General features: G+C 74.1%; 16 protein-coding genes. 8 read left to right on the top strand and 8 right to left on the bottom strand.

The window, feature by feature from the left end:
* Positions 1-143: 143 nt before the first annotated feature.
* The 7 genes from MPTA5024_RS11485 to aceB all read right to left on the bottom strand — a co-directional run bounded on the left by MPTA5024_RS11485 (position 144) and on the right by aceB (position 7,824).
* Complete coding sequence (locus MPTA5024_RS11485) at positions 144-806, bottom strand: RNA polymerase sigma factor (RefSeq protein WP_232326398.1); 663 nt, start codon at positions 804-806, stop codon at positions 144-146.
* A 178-nt stretch (positions 807-984) separates the two neighbouring features.
* On the bottom strand, positions 985-1,212 hold the full coding sequence (locus tag MPTA5024_RS11480; protein WP_036322323.1) for a DUF2277 domain-containing protein: 228 nt from the start codon (positions 1,210-1,212) through the stop codon (positions 985-987).
* A 48-nt stretch (positions 1,213-1,260) separates the two neighbouring features.
* The gene (locus tag MPTA5024_RS11475; protein ID WP_051457948.1) at positions 1,261-1,995 is read right to left on the bottom strand and encodes an IclR family transcriptional regulator; all 735 of its coding nucleotides are present in this window, start codon (positions 1,993-1,995) and stop codon (positions 1,261-1,263) included.
* Entirely contained in the window at positions 1,992-3,260 is a 1,269-nt protein-coding gene (locus tag MPTA5024_RS11470; RefSeq protein WP_036322322.1) for a (Fe-S)-binding protein, read from the bottom strand. The genes MPTA5024_RS11475 and MPTA5024_RS11470 overlap by 4 nt, the downstream gene beginning before the upstream one ends.
* The gene (locus MPTA5024_RS11465; RefSeq protein WP_036322319.1) at positions 3,260-4,660 is read right to left on the bottom strand and encodes an FAD-binding oxidoreductase; all 1,401 of its coding nucleotides are present in this window, start codon (positions 4,658-4,660) and stop codon (positions 3,260-3,262) included. The genes MPTA5024_RS11470 and MPTA5024_RS11465 overlap by 1 nt, the downstream gene beginning before the upstream one ends.
* On the bottom strand, positions 4,660-6,111 hold the full coding sequence (locus MPTA5024_RS11460; protein WP_051457947.1) for an FAD-linked oxidase C-terminal domain-containing protein: 1,452 nt from the start codon (positions 6,109-6,111) through the stop codon (positions 4,660-4,662). Before MPTA5024_RS11460 ends, MPTA5024_RS11465 begins: the two co-directional genes overlap by 1 nt.
* A 126-nt stretch (positions 6,112-6,237) precedes the next feature.
* A complete protein-coding gene (aceB, locus tag MPTA5024_RS11455; RefSeq protein WP_036322317.1) occupies positions 6,238-7,824 on the bottom strand; it encodes a malate synthase A in 1,587 nt (528 codons plus the stop codon).
* Between the two features lie 155 nt (positions 7,825-7,979).
* On the opposite strand from aceB, the gene MPTA5024_RS11450 reads away from it, so the two are divergent.
* The 7 genes from MPTA5024_RS11450 (at position 7,980) to holA (ending at position 18,324) form a co-directional block, all read left to right on the top strand.
* Positions 7,980-8,657 carry a DUF4097 family beta strand repeat-containing protein gene (locus MPTA5024_RS11450; protein WP_036322315.1) on the top strand — a complete coding sequence of 226 codons (678 nt, stop codon included), beginning with the start codon at positions 7,980-7,982 and terminating at the stop codon, positions 8,655-8,657.
* A 125-nt stretch (positions 8,658-8,782) separates the two neighbouring features.
* Complete coding sequence (hflX, locus tag MPTA5024_RS11445) at positions 8,783-10,195, top strand: GTPase HflX (protein ID WP_036322313.1); 1,413 nt, start codon at positions 8,783-8,785, stop codon at positions 10,193-10,195.
* A gap of 483 nt (positions 10,196-10,678) precedes the next feature.
* Positions 10,679-11,887 (top strand): imidazolonepropionase, encoded by a 1,209-nt coding sequence (gene hutI / locus MPTA5024_RS11440; protein WP_036322311.1) that lies wholly within the window; start codon positions 10,679-10,681, stop codon positions 11,885-11,887.
* An 87-nt stretch (positions 11,888-11,974) separates the two neighbouring features.
* Positions 11,975-12,823 carry a DegV family protein gene (locus tag MPTA5024_RS11435; protein ID WP_036322309.1) on the top strand — a complete coding sequence of 283 codons (849 nt, stop codon included), beginning with the start codon at positions 11,975-11,977 and terminating at the stop codon, positions 12,821-12,823.
* Between the two features lie 796 nt (positions 12,824-13,619).
* On the top strand, positions 13,620-14,393 hold the full coding sequence (locus MPTA5024_RS39505) for a ComEA family DNA-binding protein (RefSeq protein ID WP_084369657.1): 774 nt from the start codon (positions 13,620-13,622) through the stop codon (positions 14,391-14,393).
* Between the two features lie 566 nt (positions 14,394-14,959).
* Positions 14,960-17,071: a ComEC/Rec2 family competence protein gene (locus tag MPTA5024_RS11425; RefSeq protein WP_232326397.1), complete on the top strand. Its 2,112-nt coding sequence runs from the start codon at positions 14,960-14,962 to the stop codon at positions 17,069-17,071.
* Positions 17,072-17,358: 287 nt separating this feature from the next.
* The gene (gene holA / locus MPTA5024_RS11420) at positions 17,359-18,324 is read left to right on the top strand and encodes a DNA polymerase III subunit delta (RefSeq protein ID WP_198167041.1); all 966 of its coding nucleotides are present in this window, start codon (positions 17,359-17,361) and stop codon (positions 18,322-18,324) included.
* Positions 18,325-18,400: 76 nt separating this feature from the next.
* On the opposite strand, the gene MPTA5024_RS11415 is transcribed toward holA, so the two are convergent.
* Positions 18,401-18,898: a MarR family winged helix-turn-helix transcriptional regulator gene (locus MPTA5024_RS11415; protein WP_036322305.1), complete on the bottom strand. Its 498-nt coding sequence runs from the start codon at positions 18,896-18,898 to the stop codon at positions 18,401-18,403.
* Positions 18,899-18,964: 66 nt separating this feature from the next.
* On the opposite strand from MPTA5024_RS11415, the gene MPTA5024_RS11410 reads away from it, so the two are divergent.
* The coding region (locus MPTA5024_RS11410) for an MFS transporter (protein WP_084369563.1) at positions 18,965-20,138 on the top strand (1,174 nt) is incomplete at its 3' end.

The following is a 20,138-nucleotide window of genomic DNA, read 5'->3' as shown; positions in this document are numbered from 1 at the left end:
CGGCCGGCGGCCGAGGCGGAGGGCCGGCAGGGACGGACGGCGGCGGGACGGCTCGGCCAGGCGCCGCCGGGCGGCCGCCTTCGCGGTGGGGGAGTACGGCGCGACGTCCGGCTTCTCCCGGGCGACGAGATCCAGTTCGTCGATCATGACGCGTCCTCCTGAAACGGGGGGAGATGGCGGCGGAGCCGGGCACGGGTGCGGTGAAGCCGTGAGCGCACGGTGCCGATGGGGATGCCGAGGGCCTCGGCGGCCTCCTCGTAGCTGAGGTCGGCCCAGGCGATGAGCAGGAGCAGGTCGCGCTCGGCGGCCGACAGCCGCGCGAGGGCGGCGGCGAGGGCGGGACGCAGGGCGGCCGCGCTCGCCCGCTCGGCGCCGCGCTCCTCCTCGTGCGAGCCGCGGTCGCCCGCGTCGTGGGGGGAGCGGGCCAGCGCTCGCAGCCGCCGGACCTCCGACCGCCGGTGGCCGGAGATGAGGTTGGCGGCGATGCCGTAGAGCCACGGCCGGGCGTCGTCGCGCGCGAGGTCGTATCGGTGTCGCTTGCGGAACGCCACCAGGAACGTCTCCGCCGTCACGTCGTCCGCGTGGTCGGGGCCGAGACGCCGGCTCGCGTACGCGTGGATCTCGTCGGCGTGCCGGTCGAAGACACTCGAGAACTCCTCCGGGCGGGTCATCGACGCATGGATCAGCCGGGCGTCGCTCACCTCCGCGCCGGGGCCGCCGGGCGGCGGCCCGCCGGGATCGAAGGGCGGAGCGGGCGGGGACGGCTGTCTCCAGGCGTGGGTGTCCCGCCCCGAGGCCGTACTCACCACCCGATTTGTCCGTTCATAGGGGAATCCTTCCGTAGGGCGCGGTCGCGCCCGTCACCCGGTACTCCGCCGGAGCGCCGGGTCCGGTTCCCCTCGTGTTCTGGTCAGCCCCGCGTCAGGGACCCGCCGTGGTCGCGGGCCACGCGCGTCAGGGACCCGCCGTGGTCGCGGCCCACGGTCAGGCGGTCTCGCGGGGGCGGGCGCCGCGGACCTCCAGCGACTCCAGCAGCGCGGCGCTCGCCCGGGTGACCGCCTCGACGGCCTGGTCGAACGCCTCCGCGTTGTGGGCGGCGGGGGCGCGGAACCCGGAGATCTTCCGCACGTACTGCAGGGCCGCCGCGCGGATGTCCTCCTGGGTCACCTCGTCGGTGAAGGGCGGGCGCAGGGTCTTGATGCTTCGGCACATGCCCCCCATCCTCCCCGACGACCCGTCCCCGCGGGGAGGTCCCGGCGCTCAGGCGCGGAAGACGGCGGTCCCGAAGTCGTCGGCGACCTTGCGGAGGTCCGCCGCGAGCTCCTCGCGCTCGACGGCGTCGATGCGCTCGGCCGGGCCGGAGACCGACATCGCCGCGAACGTGCGGCCGCCGTCGTGGACGGGCACCGCCATGCAGTGCACGCCGCTCTCCTCCTCGCCCAGGTCGAGCGCGTACCCCCGGGCCCGCACCCGGTCGAGCTCCTCCAGCATCGCGCCGACCGCCGTGATCGTCCGCTCGGTGCGGCGGGGCAGCCCGGTGCGCTGGAACACGGCGGCGGCGTCGGGCCGCTCGGCGAGCAGGACCTTGCCGACGGCCGTGCTGTGCGGGAGCACGCGGCGGCCCACCTCGGCGAACATCCGCAACCGGCGCGGGGACGGCACCTGGGCCACGTACACGACGAAGTCGCCCTCCAGGACGGCCAGGTTGGCCGTCTCGCCGGTCAGCTCGACCAGCCGGGCGAGGTACGGCTCGGCCCACACGGCGAGCATCCGCTCGGCCGCCCCGCCGATGCGCACGAGGGCGCCGCCGAGGGCGTAGCGCCGGTCCGACTCCTGCCGGACGTACCCCCGCGCGAGCAGCGTCTGCAGCAGCCGGTGGATCGTCCCGTACGGCAGGCCGGTCCTCGCGGCGATCTCCGACAGCCCGGCCTGGCCGCCGTGCTCCGACAGGGCCTCCAGCACGTCGAGCGCCCTGTCGACGCTCTGCACGGTCACGCGTTCCCCCTCGCCCGTCGCCCGGCCCGGCCCAGCGTGCCGGGGCCGAGGCCCCGCAGGGAGGCGTCGAGCACCTCCACGGTGTGCGCTACCCGGATCTCGCCCTTCCCCGCCCGCCGCACGGCCGCCGCGATCTGCATCGTGCAGCCGGGGTTGGCCGACACGAGAAGGTCGGCGCCCGTGGCGAGCACCCGCTCGGCCTTGCGGTCGCCCAGCTCGCGGGCGGGCTCGGGCTGGAACAGGTTGTAGGTGCCGGCCGACCCGCAGCAGACGGCCGACTCCGCGATCTCGCGCAGCTCCAGCTCAGGGATCCCGCCCAGCAGCGCGCGGGGCTGGGACCGCACGCCCTGCGCGTGGGCCAGATGGCAGGCGTCGTGGTAGGCGACCGAGACCGGCAGCGGGTGCCGCCCGGCCAGCGGCCCGAGCTCGACCAGGAACTCGGCCAGGTCGAGCGTCCGCATCGCCTCGGCCCGCTCCCGCCACGCCGGGTCGTCCGCGAGCAGGTCGGCGTACTCCTTCATGCTCGACCCGCAGCCGGCCGCGTTCACCACGACGGCGTCCACGCCCGCCCGCTCGAACGCGGCGATCGTGCGCCGGGCGAACCGGCGGGCCTCGGCCGGCCGTCCCGAGTGCACCGAGAGCGCGCCGCAGCAGCCCTGGCCCTGCGGGATCACGACGTCGCACCCCTCCAGCGCCAGCACCCGGGCCGTCGCGGCGTTGACCTGCGGGAAGAACTCCCCCTGCACGCACCCGGTCAGCAGCCCCACCCGGGCCCTGCGCCGCCTGCGCGCCCTGACCAGCGGCGGGAGCCGTACGGGCCGGGCAGGCGGCGGCGCGAGCTCGGCCATCGCGCCGAGGGACGGGTTCACCCGGTCGAGGAACGGCTGGAGCCGCCTGCTCAGCGCCATCGGCAGCCGCATCATCCGCAACCGTCGGCGGTAGGGGAACAGCGCGAACACCATCGCCCGGATCGCGCGCTCCTCGGGCGTCCGATCGTGCTCCCGCTCGACCACCGCGCGGGTCTCCTCGATCAAGCGGTCGTAGCGCACCCCCGACGGGCAGGCGGTCACGCACGCCATGCAGCCGAGGCAGGCGTCGAAGTGGCCGGCCATCTCGCTGGTGAGCGGCGTGCCGGCCACGTGCTGGCCCATCAGGTGGATGCGCCCGCGCGGGGAGTCCATCTCCTCGCCCCACAGCACGTACGTGGGGCAGGTGGGCAGGCAGAACCCGCAGTGCACGCAGTCCTTGATCAGCTCGGGGTCCATCAGATCCCTCCCACGAACCGTCCGGGCGACATCCGGCCGCCGGGGTCGAAGCGCTCCTTGACCCGCCGCATCAGCGCGAGCGCGCCGACGCGTCCCCAGCGGTCCAGCCCGTCGCCGGCCTCCGGGGGCGCGGACAGCACCACCAGACGGCCGTCCGCCGCCTCGACCCGGGCGCGGAGGGCGTCGGCGAACCGGGCGGCCCGTCCGGCGTCCGCGCGCAGGGCGACGTGGACGACCCCGGCGGGCGCCGAGCCCCGGACGGCCGCCGGCGTCCCGGTCTCCAGCGCCGTCACGTGGACGGCGGCGAGCGCGCCCGCCATCCGGGACGGCGACGCCCTCAGCTCCAGTAACGTCTCGCCCCGCCCGGCCGGCGGCTCCTCGTCGCCGACATCCGTCTCGGCTCGCGCGCCGTCGCGTGAGAGGGGCGGCGCGGACGGGAGGCGGCCCCACCAGCCGGGGCGCTCCCCGTCCGTCCGGGCCTCGGGGCCGAGGAGTGCGCGTACGGCGTCCGCCCGCTCGGCCGCGGCGGCGCCCTCCACGAGGACGGCCACCGTGGCGGGGCCGGTCACGTCGGGCCAGTCCAGCTCTATGGCGACCGGCTCGGCCTGCGATCCGGCGGCGGCCGCGAGCGCCGTCTGCAGCTCGCCGGCCAGGCGCACGGCCTCCGGCGCGGTCGCCTCCTCCGAGGCGCCGCCGCCGGGCCCGGGCCGCACGGGACGGGCGAAGGAGGCGGCGGCAAAGGTGCGCGACGGCGGCAGCGGGTGCAGCCGGAACGTGGCGTCCGCGACCACGCCCAGCGTGCCGTACGAGCCGGTGAAGAGCTTGCCGAGGTCGTAGCCGGCGACGTTCTTGACGACCTTGCCGCCCGCGTGCGCGATCGTCCCGTCGGCCAGCACGACCGTGATGCCGATGAGCAGGTCGCGCACCGTGCCGTACCGGAACCGGCGCGGCCCGGCGATCGCGGTGGCGACCAGGCCGCCGATCGTGGTGCCCGGCAGGGGGACGTCGAGGGCGAGCTCCTGTCCCTTCGCGGCGAGCGCCTCGGCCAGCGCCTCGACCGTCAGCCCGGCCTGCGCCCGGACCACGAGGTCGCCCGCCTCGTGCTCGACCACCTCGTTCAGGCAGCAGGTGTCGAGCAGCACGTCGCAGCGGGACGGCGGGGCGCCCCAGTGCAGCTTGGTGCCGCCGCCGACCGGGACGACCGCGAGATCGTGCTCCGCGCTCACGCGCAGCACGGCCGCGATCTCCTCGGCCGTCTCCGGCAGCGCCACCCACCGCGGCGGCACGCCCGCCACCGCGTCGTCGGCGCCGGCCGCGCGGACGGCCACCCCCGACGCGGCCAGGGCCTTGCCCGCCTGCTCGGTCGTCTCGTCGCTCCTCAGGTCCCGCGCGCCGTCCATCAGAACTGCTCCGCGAGGCCGGCCTCGACGAGCGGGTGGACGCCCCTGCGGACACCCGGGACCTCGCCGCACAGGCGCGGGGTGGGGAAGACCTTGCCCGGGTTCGCCAGCCCTCCCGGGTCGAAGGCGCAGCGGACGAGCTGCATGGTGTCGAGGTCGTCCGGGGTGAACATCCGGGGCATGTAGCGGGCCTTGTCCACGCCGACGCCGTGCTCGCCGGTGATCGAGCCGCCGTGCTCGATGCACAGGTCGAGGATGCGCCCGCTGGCGGCCTCGGCGCGTTCGCCCTCGCCGGGCACGCTGTCGTCGAACAGCACGAGCGGGTGCAGGTTGCCGTCCCCGGCGTGGAAGACGTTCGCCACCCGGATGCCGTACTCGTCCTGGAGCCGGTCGATCCCGGCCAGCACCTCGGGGAGCGCGGTCCGCGGCACGACCCCGTCCTGCACGATGTACGCCGGGCTGATGCGGCCGACGGCGGCGAAGGCCGACTTCCGGCCCTTCCAGATCGCCGCGCGCTCCTCGGCCGAGGCCGCCACGCGCACCTCGAAGGCCCCGGTGTCCCGGCAGATCCGCTCGACGGCGGTGAACTGCCGCTCCACCTCGGCGCGCGGCCCGTCCAGCTCGACCACGAGGACGGCCCCGGCGCCCGGCGGGTAGCCGCAGTGCACGGCGGCCTCCGCCGCCTCGATCGCGAGGGCGTCCATCATCTCGATGGCGGCCGGGACCACGCCCTCCGCGATCACGGCGGACACGGCCTGGCCGCCCGACTCGATGTCCGTGAAGGCCGCCAGCAGCGTCGTGACGGCCTCCGGCGCCCGCGACAGCCGAACGGTGATCGCGGTGGCGATGCCGAGCGTGCCCTCGGAGCCGATGAACGCGCCGAGCAGGTCGTAGCCCGCGTCCTGCTCGGACAGCTCGACGATCTCGCCGTCGGGAGTGACCACCTGCAGGGCGAGAACGTGGTTGACCGTGAAGCCGTACTTCAGGCAGTGGGCGCCGCCCGAGTTCTCGGCGACGTTGCCGCCGATGGAGCAGATCTGCTGGCTGGAGGGGTCGGGGGCGTAGTAGTACCCCTGGTCGCGTACGGCCTCGGTGATGGCCAGGTTGGTCACGCCCGGCTCGACGACGGCCCTGCGGCCCGCGACGTCGATCTCCAGGATCCGCCGCATGCGCGAGGTGACGATCAGGACGCCGTCGGTGCGGGGCAGCGCGCCGCCCGACAGGCCCGTCCCCGACCCCCTGGCGACGAACGGCACGCCGAACTCGGCGCAGAGCCGGACGACGGCGGCCACCTGCTCGGCCGTCTCGGGCAGCACGACCACGCCGGGAGTGGCACGGTGGTAGGTCAGCCCGTCGCACTCGTACGTGCGCAGGCGGACCGGGTCGGTGATCACGGCCTCCGGCGGGAGGGCCGCGCCCAGGCGCGCCGTCAGCCGTTCGAGGGTCGACATCGGGTCCCGCTCCTCCCCGCGTGACCCGGGCGGAACGTGCCGCCCGGGCCGGTGTGTTCCTCTTGAATCATCTCGCACCGCCGCCGAACCGGCACTCCCGATGTTCCGGACGCGGCGGGACGGACGTCACGGCAGGCGGGCGTACGCCGGGAGCGTGAGGAACTCGGCGAAGTCGTCGTCGAGGGCCACCTCCGTGAACAGCGCCTTGGCCTGGCCGTACAGGTCCTCGTCGTAGCCGGGCTCGGAGGCGATCTTCGCGAGCTCCTCCTCGATGATCCGCTGGACGAGGTCCTTCGTGACGACGGCGCCCGTGTCGGCGAGCTGGATGTCGTTGTGGATCCACTGCCAGATCTGGGACCTGGAGATCTCGGCGGTCGCCGCGTCCTCCATGAGGTTGTGGATGGCCACCGCGCCGAGCCCGCCCATCCAGGCCGCCAGGTAGCGCAGCGCCACGTCGACGTTGTTGCGCAGGCCCGCCTCGGTGATCTGTCCCGGCGTCTTCGACACGGCCAGCAGGTCCTCCGCGGTCACGCGCACGTCGTCGCGGAGGCGGTCGAGCTGGTTGGGCCGGTCGCCGAGGACGCCGTCGAACACCTCGCGGCAGATCGGCACCAGGTCGGGGTGGGCCACCCACGATCCGTCGAAGCCGTCGCCGGACTCCCGGGTCTTGTCGGCCCGCACCTTCTCCAGCGCGATCTCGTTGACCTCGGGGTCGCGGCGGGACGGGATGAAGGCCGCCATGCCGCCGATGGCGTGCGCGCCCCGCTTGTGGCAGGTGCGGACGAGCAGCTCGGTGTAGGCGCGCATGAACGGCGCCGTCATCGTCACCGCGTTCCGCTCGGGCAGCAGGAACTCCCGCCCCCGGGTGCGGAACTTCTTGATGACGCTGAACAGGTAGTCCCAGCGGCCGGCGTTCAGGCCCGCCGAGTGCTCCCGCAGCTCGTAGAGGATCTCCTCCATCTCGAACGCCGCGGGGTAGGTCTCGATCAGGACGGTCGCGCGGATGGTGCCCCGGGGGACGCCCAGCAGCTCCTGGGCCCGGACGAACACGTCGTTCCAGAGCCGCGCCTCCAGGTGCGACTCCATCTTCGGCAGGTAGAAGTACGGCCCGCGGCCCTTGTCGATCTGCCGCCGGGCGCAGTGGAAGAAGTACAGCCCGAAGTCGACGAGCGATCCCGACGCCTCCTCGCCGTCGACGAGGATGTGCTTCTCCGTGAGGTGCCAGCCGCGCGGCCGGACCACGATCGTGGCGAGCTCCTCGTCGGGCCGCAGCGCGTACGACTTGCCGCCCGCGGTGAAGTCGATGGCGCGGTCGAGGGCGTCGCGCAGGTTGATCTGCCCGTTGACCGTGTTCTCCCAGGTGGGGGCGTTGGCGTCCTCGAAGTCGGCGAGCCAGACCTTCGCGCCCGAGTTGAGCGCGTTGATCGTCATCTTCCGGTCGACCGGGCCGGTGATCTCGACGCGGCGGTCCTCCAGGCCGGGGGCCGGGGGCGCGACCCGCCACTCGGACTCGCGGACGTGCGCGGTCTCGGGCAGGAAGTCGAGCGTCCCCCCGGCCGACAGGTCGGCCTGCCTCGCCTGCCGGGCGGCCAGCAGCTCCCGCCGACGCGGATCGAACTCCCGCTGCAGCGTGGCCACGAAGCCGAGGGCCTCGGGGGTGAGGATCTCGTCGAAACGATCGAGCAGGGGACCCCTGATCTCAACGCCGTCCATTCGGCTATCCTTCCACGATGCGGAAAGTCTCTTCTGTGAAGTGGAATCGACGCTATCCCACGGCCGGAAAGAGGGTCAACGTGAGGGGCGGCTCAGGGAGGGCTCGGGGGCTTCCCCGATGGGCGGGCGACGCCGGCCGCCGAAGAATCACGGATATGAGGAAGCAGACGATGATGGTCGCGGGGGCGGTCCTGGGCCTGGGCCTGGCCGTCGCCGCGTGCGACGTGAACGTGGGCTTCGGCGGCGAGCAGGCCACACAGTCGTACGACGTGGACGGCGTGAACGTGGTCGACGCGCACACCGGCTCGGGCGACCTGGTGATCGAGGAGTCGGACCGGGCGGGGGTGCACGTCACCGAGACCGTCCACTGGCGGGGCGACCGGCCGGGGAACGGGCACAGCGTGAGCGGGGGGACCCTCACCCTGAGCTACCGGTGCCGGTCCTGCTCCGTCGACTACAAGGTGGAGGTGCCACGCGGTCTCGACGTGCGGCTCGACAGCGGGTCGGGGAACATCACGCTGCGGCGGCTCACCGGGCCGGTGCAGGCCTCGTCCGGATCCGGCGACATCGACGCCCGGGGGCTCGGCGGGAAGCGGGTGACGGCCGAGACCGGGTCGGGCGAGGTCCGGCTGCGGTTCGCGACCGTGCCGGACCAGGTCCAGGTGGAGACCGGGTCGGGCGACGGCGTGGTGTGGGTGCCGTCCGAGTCGTACAACGTCACCACCGAGACCGGCGTCGGGGACCGCACGGTGCAGGTGGCGCAGGACCCGTCGGCCCCGCGCACGATCGTCGTGAGGACCGGCACCGGCGACGCGAAGGTCCTGCGCGCCTGAGACCCGTCGCAGGCGGGGTTGGGCGGGCCGGTTCCTCCCGGGGCATAACGGAGTGCGAGGGGACCTGGCGTCGTGCCACCATCTGGGGGAAGACACCTGGGTGTCGGATTGTTCGTCTAGTAGAGATGACATATATGCGATACGAGCCCGAAGACCACGCAGTGGGCGATTACGATCTCGAAGAGCGCCAGGCGCTCCGTCGCGTAGCGGGTCTGTCGACAGAGCTCGAAGACATCACGGAAGTCGAATACCGTCAGCTCCGCCTGGAGCGGGTCGTGCTCGTGGGCGTGTGGACCGACGGCACGATCGTCGACGCGGAGAACTCCCTGCAGGAGCTCAAGCTCCTCGCCGAGACGGCGGGGTCGCAGGTCCTCGAAGGGCTGATCCAGCGCCGCGACCGGCCCGACCCGGCCACCTACATCGGCTCGGGCAAGGCGATCGAGCTGCGCGACATCGTCGCCGCCGGCGGCGCCGACACCGTCATCTGCGACGGTGAGCTGACCCCCGGCCAGCTGCGTCAGCTGGAGGAGGTCGTCAAGGTCAAGGTCATCGACCGTACGGCCCTGATCCTCGACATCTTCGCCCAGCACGCCAAGAGCCGCGAGGGCAAGGCCCAGGTCGAGCTGGCCCAGCTGCAGTACCTGCTGCCCCGCCTGCGCGGCTGGGGTGGCAACCTGTCCCGGCAGGTCGGCGGACGCGCGGCGGGCGGCGTCGGCATCGGCGGCCGCGGCCCCGGTGAGACCAAGATCGAGCTGGACCGGCGGCGGATCCGCGAGCGGATGGCGAAGCTGCGGCGGCAGATCAAGGAGATGTCGACGGCCCGGGTGACGAAGCGGCACCGCAGGCAGTCGCGCGAGGTCCCCGCGGTCGCGATCGCCGGCTACACCAACGCCGGCAAGTCGTCGCTGCTCAACCGGCTGACGGGGGCCGGCGTCCTGGTCGAGGACGCGCTGTTCGCGACCCTCGACCCGACCGTCCGCAGGGCCCGCACGCCGGAGGGGCGCGTCTTCACGCTGGCGGACACCGTCGGGTTCGTCCGGCACCTGCCGCACCAGCTCGTCGAGGCGTTCCGGTCGACGCTGGAGGAGGTCGGCGACGCCGACCTGATCCTGCACGTCGTGGACGGGTCCCACCCCGACCCCGAGTCCCAGATCGCGGCCGTGCGCGAGGTGCTGGCCGAGATCGAGGGCGCCCGGCACATCCCGGAGATCGTGGTCGTCAACAAGGCCGACGCCGCCGACCCGGTGGTGCTGTCGCGGCTCACGATGAAGGAACGGCACAGCGTGGTCGTGTCCGCGCGCACCGGCTCCGGCATGGGTGAGCTGATGGCCGCGATCGAGCGCGAGCTGCCCCGTCTCGACCACGAGATCCGCATGCTGGTGCCGTACGACAGGGGAGACCTCGTCGCGCGCGCCCACAGCGAGGGCGAGGTGCTGTCGCTGGAGCACACCGGAGACGGGACGATCCTGCACGCCCGCGTCCTGTCCGGCCTGTTCGCCGAGCTCGACCGCGTGGCGAAGCCCGTCGAGACCGTCTGACCCGTCTCCGGCCCGGCCCGGGGCCCCACGTGCGGGGGCGACACCCGGCCGCCGCGACACGCCTCGTCGTGGTGGCCCGGCGGTCGTCGCCCTTGCTACGATAAGGAAAGCCTAATGAGACCTTATGGCGTGGGTAACAAAATGACACCAGGCAGTGCGGTCACACGTTCGAGGCGCGAGTGGGTCACCGGTCCCCACCAGGGGCTACCGGTGCCGGCGGGACTGATGGTGCGTCCCGGTTCCCCTGAGGCGAAGCTGTGTTCTTCTCGATAACCCTGTACATCGAACCCACCTGTGAAATAACGTAACTGAACTGAATCGCCCGGGTTCGTGAGCCCCGGGCGGTAGGGTCATCGCACAGCAACACGGTGCGGATGAGGCAGGAGACCCCCCAATGACGTCCGGACACCAGGCGGACCCGGCGGGCGTGGCGCCCGCGAGCCGGTCCCTTCCGGTGCCCCGGGCAGCCAGGCAGGTGGTCGGATGACCGTTCGGCTTCTCACCAACATCGGCCGGCTGTGGACCGGGCACGATGTCTGCAGCAACGCCGCGATCCTGGTCCACAACGACCGCATCGCCTGGGTCGGCAGGGCCGCGGACCTCCCGCAGAGCGTCCCCGGGGTCGTCGACGACATCGTCGACGTCGACCACGTGGAGAACCTGGGCGGCGCCCTCGTCACGCCGGGGCTCATCGATGCCCACACCCACCCCGTCTACGCCGGCAACCGGTACGCCGAGATGGCCATGCGGTCCGGCGGATCCAGCTCCTCGGCCATCGCCGCCGCGGGCGGCGGCATCGGCTCGACCGTCACCGTGACCCGCGGCACCGACCCGTGGACCCTGTGCAACGGCGTCCGCGAGCGGCTGCGCGACTGGCTGCTCGGCGGCACCACCACCGTCGAGGCGAAGACCGGCTACCACCTCACCCGCGACGGCGAGCTCGCCGACGTCCGGCTGCTCCGTGAGCTGGAGAAAGAGCCGATGATGCCGCGGGTCCACGTGACGTTCCTCGCGGCGCACGTCGTCCCGCCGGAGTACTTCGGCCGCCAGCGCGACTACGTCGAGGCCGCCGCCTCCTGGTGCGCGGACGCCGCGGCCGCGGGCGCCGACAGCGTCGACGTCTACTGCGACGACGGGCACTTCACCGCCGAGGAGGCCCGCTGGGTGCTGGCCTCCGGGCGCAACGTGGGTCTCATGCCCCGCATCCACGCGGGCGCCTACAACAGGCGCGGCGCGGTCCAGCTGGCCGCCGAGATGGGCTGCGCGTCGGCCGACCTGCTCCACCACTCCTCCGACGAGGACATCGCGCTGATGGCCCGGTACGGCGTGCCGGCGGTCGTCTGCCCCGGGTCGGCCCTCCAGGTCGGCCACCTCCCGCCGGTGCGGCGGATGATCGCCCAGGGCGTGCCGGTCGCGCTCGGCAGCGACCACAACCCCGGCCACTGCGGCATCACCTCGATGTCGCTGGTCATCAGCCTCGCGGTCGCCGCGTTCGGCATGAGCGTGGGCGACGCGCTGCGGGCCGCCACGCTGGGCGGCGCCCAGGTCCTCGGAGCACCCGACCGCGGCATCCTCGCTCCCGGGCGGCTCGCGGACATCGTCCAGTGGGACGCCGACCACGAGGGCGCGTTCGCCTGGTCGTTCGGCCTCAAGCCGCGCCGCGTGTGGCGCGGCGGCACGCCCGTCCAGTAACGGCCCGCCCCGCGGCTTCGTTGTCCGCGGCCGGTTGCGTTGTGCGCGGCCGGTTGCCCGAGGATCACTTACGGGTAATCTCGCGATATGTCACCATCTGTCGCTGTCGTCACGGATTCCACCGCGTACTTGGGCGTGGACGAGACGGCGAGGTGGGGCATCGCGGTCGTCCCGGTGCACGTCGTCGTGGGCGACCGGGAGTTCGACGAGGGCGGCCCGCTCGACGGCGAGGCCCTGGCCCGCGCGCTGCGCGACCAGAGTCCCGTCACGACCTCCCGGCCCGCTCCCGAACGGTTCTCCGACGTGTACAAGGAGGCCGCGGCACAGGGAGCCGCCGGCGTGGTGTCCGTGCACCTGTCGGGGGCGATGTCGGGCACCGTGGAGTCCGCCCGCCTCGCGGCCCGGGAGGCGCCCGTGCCGGTCGAGGTGGTCGACAGCAGGTCGATCGCCATGGGCCTGGGATTCGCCGTGCTCGCCGCGGCCCGCGTGGCGAACGCCGGAGGCTGGGTCGACGAGACCGCGGCAGCCGCCCGCCGCCGCGCGGAGGAGTCGCGGACCTTCTTCTACGTCGACACCCTGGACCACCTGCGGCGCGGCGGGCGCATCGGCATGGTGACGAACCTCGTCGGCTCCGCACTGTCGATCAAGCCGCTACTGCACCTGGGCGACGGCGCCATCACCCTGCTCGAACGGGTGCGGACGGCGAGCCGCGCCATCGCCCGTCTGGAGGACCTGGTCGTCGCCGCCGCGGGGGAGCGGCAGGTCGAGGTCGCGGTGCAGCACCTGATGGCCGCGACCAGGGCGGACGCGCTCGCCGCGAGCCTGTCCGCCCGGCTGCCCGGGCTCACGGGCCTGAGGGTGGTGGAGGTCGGCCCCGTCCTCGGGGCCCACGCCGGCCCCGGCATGCTCGGCGTCACGATCGTCCCAGCGGAATAGAAATTCCTCTGTCACGACAGCGCCGACGTCAAGTCGCGGCTGTCCACAGAGTGACGTTCGGGCGGGAGCGGGGACGTGAGGGGCGCCTACCGTCGCGATCGTGCGAAGCAAGGAGCAGCGGACTGCGCGCGACACTGCCCGGACACGGCTGCGGGCCCTGACGTCCGCGCCGCCCCTCGATCCGCCCTCGGCACGCATCCGCTCCTCGCCGTCCCCGCCCGGCCCGCCGCCGTCCTTCGGCCGTACGGCTCTCGCCTCCGATGTGCCCTGGGAGGGGCTGGCGTACGAGACCTGGGAGGCCGTCCCGTTCGCCGGAGGACCGCCCGCGCGATCGCCGGCCCTGTGGACCGCCCGCGCCGAATCAGACCCGCCGTCCGAGTCGTACGAGGAGTCGGGCTGGCGTGCGGGCGACCCGGGGCCCGTGCGGCGCGCGCCGGGATCCGAGGTGGCTGAGCCGCCCCTGCCGCCGCAGGAGGCTCTCGGTGAGAGGCCGGAGCCGACTGAGCCGTGGTTGGCCCAGTTGGCGGAGTTGGCGGAGTTGGCGGAGCCGTGTCGGTCGCGCCTGGAGTTCGACGAGGCACCCGAGCCGTCCGAGCCGTGGCCGGAGGGGTTCGGAGACCCGGAGACTTCGCGACGGTCGCGCCCGGAGTTCGAGGTGCTACGGGAGCCGTCCGGACGGGAGGGGTTCGGGGAGAGGCCGGAACCGACCACGCAATGGCTGGAGGAGTTCCATGACGCGGCGGCGGCTTCGAGGTGGTCGCGGCCGGAGCACGCCGGGGAGACGGAGGAGCCGCCGATGCGGACACGGTTGGAGGAACTGTCGGCGGCGGGCCGGACACGGCTCGGCCTGATGACGCCGCGCCTGGATCCGGGAACGCCCGGCCTGCGGGTCCTGGTCGTCCTCGGGATCGTCGCCGCGGCTGTGGCCGGAGTGCTGGCCTGGCGGTCGCGCCCGATCGCCGAGCCGATCGCCCCACCGGTCCCCGTCTCCGGGGCACTGTCCGCCGCGGTCTCCGACGGCGCGGGCGGTGCCGGAACCGGGGGTGCCGGCGGGTCCGGTGCCGGAGGCGCTCCCGTGCCCGGGAACGCGGCCGCGTCGGGCTCGGGCGGCGGGACGCCCCCCTCACCGGCCACGACGTCCGTCGTGATCGTGTACGTGACGGGGAAGGTCCGCAGGCCGGGCGTCCTCTCGCTGCCCGCCGGGTCGCGGGTGGTCGACGCGATCAAAGCGGCCGGGGGCGTGCGCCGGGGCGCGGACCCCGGCGGCGTCAACCTCGCACGACGCCTGGTGGACGGCGAACAGATCGTTGTGGGCGCGCCCGCGGGCCAGGCGGGCGGGAGCGGACAGGGACCGCAGCCCCTCCCCGGCACCGACGGCACCCCGGTGAACCTCAACACCGCCACGGTCGAACAGCTCAACACGTTGCCGGGCGTGGGAGACGTCCTCGCCCAGCGCATCGTCGAGTTCCGGACCGCCCACGGCGGATTCCAGTCCGTGGACCAGTTGCAGCAGGTCTCCGGCATCGGTGAGAGAAAATTCGCCGAGTTGCGCGACAAGGTCGCCGTATGACCCCGCCGATCTCGGCCCGGCGGCTGAGTGAGAGCCCGGACGAGCCGGACAAGGACGCGGCGCGTGGCGTCCCGGTGGCGCTCGCGGCCCCGGCTGCGTCCGCATGGGTGACGGCCCTCGTGTTGCTGGGTTGCCCCGCCCTCGCCGGGGTCCTCGTCGCCGCGGTGACCGGCCTGGCCTCCGCTGTGGGCCTGATCGTTCTCCGGGCGTCCGGCGGGCGTGCAGGCTCCGGACAGCCGGTGTGGCGTTCGGCGAGTCACCAGGGCGCGGCGCCGTCCGCGGGAGCGAACCCCCGCACAGGGGATCCCGGCGGGCTGCTCCGCGGAGGCAGTGCGGACGGGCTGCTCGGAGGCGCTCTGGACACGATCGCTCGCGGGGCTGGTCGTGGCACCCTGCTCCGCAGAGGCGGTGCAGGCACGGTCCTCCGCGCAGGGGATCCGGGCGCGGTCGTCCGCGGAGGCGGTGGTCCTCTCTCCGCCACGGGGCGCCGGCTGGTCACGGTGGGGCTCGGGGCGTCGGTGTGTGTGGCGGCGACCGCGGCCGTGGTCGCGCTGAAGGTGCACGCTGTGACGAGCGGGCCCGTCCCGGCGCTGGCCGCCCGTCAGGAGACGGTGACGGCCGAGGTGGTCCTCACCGGGGATCCGCGCATCCGGCCGCATCGAGGCGGGGTCGCGCGGCGGGACACCGCGATCGCCGAGGCACGCATGGTCACGGTGAGCGCGCCGGGCGAACGGTTCTCCGTCGACGCGCCGGTGCTGCTGCTCGGCTCGGGCGACTCGTGGGCCGCCCTCCTGCCGAGCCAGCGGCTCCGGGTGCGCGGACGCCTGGCCGTGGGCGAGCCGGGCGAACTGACGGCCGCCGTCATGTTCGTCCGCGGGCCGCCCGAGCCCCTGTCCGAGCCCTCGGCGCTGCAAAGGGCCGCCGGAGCGCTGCGGGCAGGGCTGCGCGAGGCGAGCGACGTCCTGCCTCCCGACCAGCGTGGGCTGCTGCCCGGCCTGGTGACCGGCGACGTGTCGCGCATGGACGAGCAGGTCACCCGCGATTTCAAGGACGCCGGGCTGAGCCATCTCACGGCCGTCTCGGGGACGAACCTCGCGCTGATCGCGGCGGCCGCGCTGGCGGTCGCCCGCCTGGCCGGGATGTCCCTGCGCGTGCGGGCCGTGGTGGCCGTGGTGGCGATGCTCGCCTTCGCCGTCGTCGCGCGGCCGTCGCCCAGCGTGCTGCGCGCCCTCGTCATGGGCACGGTGGCGGCCGTCGCTCTCGGCTCCGGTCGTTCCCGGGACGGACTCACCGCCCTGTCGGCGACCGTCCTCGGGCTGATCCTGTTCGATCCGGGCCTGGCCCGGCAGTACGGCTTCGCCCTGTCGGTGTTCGCCACCGGCGGCATCCTCGTGCTCGCCCCTCGCTGGCGCGACCGCCTGGCCGTACGCGTGCCCGCCCTGCTCGCCGAGGCCCTGGCCGTCCCGGCCGCGGCGCAGATGGCCGTGCTCCCGCTGCTCGTGCTGATGTCGGGCCGCCTCGACGCGGCGGCCATCCCCGCCAACCTGCTGGCGGAGCCGGCGGTGGCGCCCGCGACCGTGCTGGGCTTCGCCGCGGCGATCGTGGCCCCTATGAGCATGGACCTGGCCCGGCTCGTCGTCCGCCCCGCGGGCCTGGCGGCGGGCTGGATCATCACGGTCGCCGAACATGCGGCGAGACTGCCGCTCGCCACCGCGTCCTGGCCGGGCGGCCTGCCGGGGCTCGCGCTCCTCGCCGCCGTCGCCGCGGTGGCCTGGCTGCTGCTGCGCCACAGGGTGGGCAGGCGCGTCGCGGTCGCGCTGGCGGCCGGTGCCCTGCTCGCCGTCCTGGTCGTCGTTCCGGTGGCCGTGAACTGGCCGCCGCCGGGGTGGCTGCTGGTGGTCTGCGACGTCGGACAGGGAGATGCGATGGCCGTGTCGGCCGGCCAGGGCAAGGCGGTGGTCGTCGACGCCGGGCCCGAGCCGGGGGCCGTCGACCGGTGCCTGTGCGACCTCGGTGTCCGCCAGGTGCCCCTGATGGTGCTGACGCATCCCCACCTCGATCATGTGGGCGGCCTCCCCGGAGTGTTGAGAGGAAGAAGCGTCGGCGGGGTCGTCATGAGCCCGGAGCGGGTGCCCGCGGGTGAGGCCGCCCGCGTCTCCTGGCAGCTCAAGGCGCGCAGGATCCCGGAGGGGGTCACGCCGCCCGGCACCCGCTGGCGGTTCGGCCCGGCGGAGCTCACGGTGCTCGCCCCACCCCCCGGCGTCCAGCCCGAGGGCGCAGGCGAGGGCGCGGTCGCGAACAACGGCAGCGTGGTGCTCCTGGCCCGGTGGTTCGACCGGCGGGGCGCGGTCGTTGGGTCGGCCCTCCTCGCCGGAGACCTTGAGAACGAGGCCCAGGCGGACCTGCTGCGCCGCGGGGTGCCCCGGGTGGACGTGCTCAAGGTCCCGCATCACGGTTCGTCGCGCCAGGACCTTGCGTTCCTCGGGGCCACCCATGCGCGGGCCGCCCTGATCAGCGTCGGCGCCGTCAACGACTACGGTCATCCTGCTCCTCTGACGCTGCGCCGCCTGGCCTGGCTCGGCATGCGGACCTACCGCACCGACCTGTCCGGCGACCTCGCCGTCGTCTCCACCGGCGGCCGCCTCGCCGTCGTCGCCCGAGGTCCTCGCACCCCCTGAGCCCGGCGAAGGCACTCCCTGAGCCGGCCAAGGACGCTCCGAGCCGGCCCCCGCCGCCAGGACGCCCCCTCGGCCTTCACGGCCAGGACGCCCCTGACCGCCCCTTGCCCGTGCCCTCGCGCCCGAGTCAGGCCGGTAGGCCCATCCCGCTACCGCCGTCGCGCCGGTGGATGTCCCCGGCGCATCCCTTCGGCGGTCATGAGCATCCGCGAGGGCGACGCGGTCGGATGTCGGGGGCGGCATGGGTCGATGTGCCGGGGGCGGCTCGGCGTGGCATGCTGCGTGACATGGCCAACCCTGCACCCGTGACCCTGGTCGTCGGCGACGAGGAGTTCCTGGCGGACCGGGCGGTCGCCGCCGTCGTGTCGGCGGTCCGCGAGGCCGACGCGCAGGCCGAGATCCACGACCTGGCCGGGGGGAAGATGGAGCCGGGGGAGCTGGTGCAGCTGGCGTCCCCGTCCCTGTTCGGCGACCGCTCCGTGGTGGTGGTCCGGTCGGCGCAGGACCTGTCGAAGGACGTCATCGCCGAGGTGGTGAAGTACGCGGCGCACCCGTCCGAGGACACCGTGCTGGTGCTCGCCCACCCGGGCGGAGTGAAGGGCAAGGCCCTGGTCGACGGCGTGAAGAAGGCGGGCGCTGAGGTCGTCACCGTGGCCAAGCCGACCAAGCCGGGGGAGCGGCTCGACTTCATCAAGGCCGAGGTACGGCGTGAGGGGCGGACCATCTCTCCCGCCGCGGCCCAGGCCCTTCTCGAGGCCGTGGGAAGCGACCTCAGAGAGCTGGCGGCCGCCTGCAGCCAGCTGGCCTTCGACACGGCGGGCAAGACCATCGACGAGGCCGCGGTTGCCCGCTACTACCGGGGGCGGGCGGAGGTCAGCGGCTTCACCATCGCCGACCTCGCCATCGAGGGGAAGCTCGGCGAGGCCCTCGAACAGCTCAGGTGGGCGCTCGCCACAGGCGTGGCCCCGGTCCTGATCGTCAGCGCGCTGGCCGGCGGCCTGCGCTCGCTCGCCAAGGTGGGCGGCGCTCCCCGCAACCTCCGGGGCGGCCAGCTGGCCTCCTTCGTCGGGATGCCGCCGTGGAAGATCGACCGGGTGAAGCGCCAGCTCGGCGGCTGGGGGCCGGAAGGGATCTCCGCCGCCATGCAGGCCGTGGCCACGGCCGACGAACAGGTCAAGGGTGGCGGAACCGACCCCGGATACGCGATGGAGAAGGCCGTCCACGTCATCGTCTCCAGCCGTACCGGCCGCTGACGACGGGTGACAGGAAGAAGCCCGCGGCGGGGGGAAGGCGGCGGCTGAGCCGACCGGGGCCGGCGCTGGATCACGGTCAAGAGCGCTCGCGGGTCTCCATGTGGAGGAGCATGCGCTTGAGCAGCGCCGCCAGAGTGTCCTGATCGTCGGGGCCCAGGACGCCGATCATCTCGTCCTCGACCTCGCCGCGCAGTTCCATCGCCTTGAGCCAGAGGGTGCGGCCCTCGTCGGTGAGCTCCACGTCGACCCGGCGGCGGTCCTCCTCGCTGCGGATGCGCCGCACGAACCCCGCCCTCTCCAGGGTGTCGAGCCTGCCCGTCATGCCCGCCGGGGAGACCTTCAGCTCGGCGGCGAGCTCCGACGGCGCCACCCGGCCCCCCTCGCCCCGGGATCCGAGCCGGTGCAGGGTCTCGTACTCGTAGTCCTGCAGCCCCACCGCTGCCAGCGCGTGGTCCTTCGCCTGGGCGAAGTACTTCACCAGGAACTGCATCCGGGTGGCGATCGCCTCCACGCGCTCGTCGAAGGGAGCCTTGCCGCGCCATCGGGCGATGTGCCGGTCCACCGAGTCGTCCACGCCCCCAGCATACGCCGACGAAAATTTCGTTGACGAATCTTTCGCTGGCGAAATAGCCTCGTGGTCATGATTACGCGTCTCATCGCCGGGCGCACGGTCGCGGCCCTGGCCACCGCGCTCATCCCCACCGGGCTGACGCTCGCGGTCATCAGGGCGACCGGCTCCGCGCTCGACCTCGGCGTGGTCCTCGCCGCCGAGATGCTGCCCATGCTCGTGCTGCTGCCGGTGGGCGGCGTGATGGCGGACCGGGTCCCGCCGCGGCTGGTGATCCTCGTGTCAGACCTGGTCCGGTGTGCCGCGCAGGTGGCGCTCGGGTCGCTGCTCCTGTTCGGCCGTCCCTCCGTCGCCGTGATGGCGGCGCTCGCGGCGCTCACCGGAGCCGCCGTGGCCTTCGGCGTCCCGGCGGTCTCGCCACTCGTCTCGGCCGTGGTGCCGGCCGATCGGTGGCTGCGGGCGAACGCCCGGATCGGGGTGGCCACCGGCCTCGCCCAGATCGCGGGCCCCGCCTTCGCGGGCGGACTGACGCTGTGGCTCGGGGCCGGCTGGTCCTTCCTGCTCACCGGTGCCCTGTTCGCCGGGTCGGCCCTCACCTTGGGCGGACTGGCCACCGGCACCCGGGCGACCGCACGGCGTGAGCGCTTCCTGGACGACCTGGGGGAGGGCTGGCGGGAGGCGCGGCGGCACCGATGGTTCCTGGTCAGCGTCCTCGGCCACGGCGCCTGGCACCTCGGGGCCGGCGTCCTGCTCACCCTCGGCCCGGTCATCGCCGTGCGCGCGCTGGGCGGGGAGTACGTGTGGGTGGTGGTCGCCCAGGCCGGGACGGTGGCGACGGTGCTCGGCACGTTCGCCGCGCCCCGGCTGCCGATCCGGCGGCCCCTCGCCGTGACCGCGCTCGGGGCCCTCGCCTACACGTGCCCGCTCGTCGCCTTCGCCGTCCCCGCGCCGGTCGCGGTCGTCATCGCCGCGTACGTCGCCGCGATGCTGGGCCTGGGCATACTGATCCCCCTGTGGGACACGGCGGTGCAGGAGCGCGTCGAGCCGCGGGCGCTCGGCCGGGTGGGCTCGTTCGACGCGCTGATCTCCTTCGCCGCGCGTCCGCTCGGGCTCGCCGCCGCGGCTCCCGTCGCCGCCTGGGCGGGGACCGCGACCCCGCTGCTCGCGGCGGCGGCGCTGGTGGCCGCGGTCAACCTCGCGGTGCTCGCCCTGCCCGAGGTCCGGCGTCGTACGGCCGGACCGGAGG

It is taken from the genome of Microbispora sp. ATCC PTA-5024 (assembly GCF_000511135.2).
Lineage (GTDB): Bacteria > Actinomycetota > Actinomycetes > Streptosporangiales > Streptosporangiaceae > Microbispora > Microbispora corallina.
This window is presented reverse-complemented; position numbering and strand designations above follow the sequence as displayed.

Excerpts from the sequence above, each read along its gene's own strand:
- MPTA5024_RS11480 (WP_036322323.1), bottom strand. The coding sequence starts at position 1,212 with ATGTGCCGAAGCATCAAGACCCTGCGCCCGCCCTTCACCGACGAGGTG.
- MPTA5024_RS11470 (WP_036322322.1), bottom strand. The coding sequence starts at position 3,260 with ATGGACCCCGAGCTGATCAAGGACTGCGTGCACTGCGGGTTCTGCCTG.
- MPTA5024_RS11465 (WP_036322319.1), bottom strand. The coding sequence starts at position 4,660 with ATGGACGGCGCGCGGGACCTGAGGAGCGACGAGACGACCGAGCAGGCG.
- MPTA5024_RS11460 (WP_051457947.1), bottom strand. The coding sequence starts at position 6,111 with ATGTCGACCCTCGAACGGCTGACGGCGCGCCTGGGCGCGGCCCTCCCG.
- aceB (WP_036322317.1), bottom strand. The coding sequence starts at position 7,824 with ATGGACGGCGTTGAGATCAGGGGTCCCCTGCTCGATCGTTTCGACGAG.
- MPTA5024_RS11450 (WP_036322315.1), top strand. The coding sequence starts at position 7,980 with ATGAGGAAGCAGACGATGATGGTCGCGGGGGCGGTCCTGGGCCTGGGC.
- hflX (WP_036322313.1), top strand. The coding sequence starts at position 8,783 with ATGACATATATGCGATACGAGCCCGAAGACCACGCAGTGGGCGATTAC.
- hutI (WP_036322311.1), top strand. The coding sequence starts at position 10,679 with ATGACCGTTCGGCTTCTCACCAACATCGGCCGGCTGTGGACCGGGCAC.
- MPTA5024_RS11435 (WP_036322309.1), top strand. The coding sequence starts at position 11,975 with ATGTCACCATCTGTCGCTGTCGTCACGGATTCCACCGCGTACTTGGGC.
- MPTA5024_RS39505 (WP_084369657.1), top strand. The coding sequence starts at position 13,620 with ATGCGGACACGGTTGGAGGAACTGTCGGCGGCGGGCCGGACACGGCTC.
- holA (WP_198167041.1), top strand. The coding sequence starts at position 17,359 with ATGGCCAACCCTGCACCCGTGACCCTGGTCGTCGGCGACGAGGAGTTC.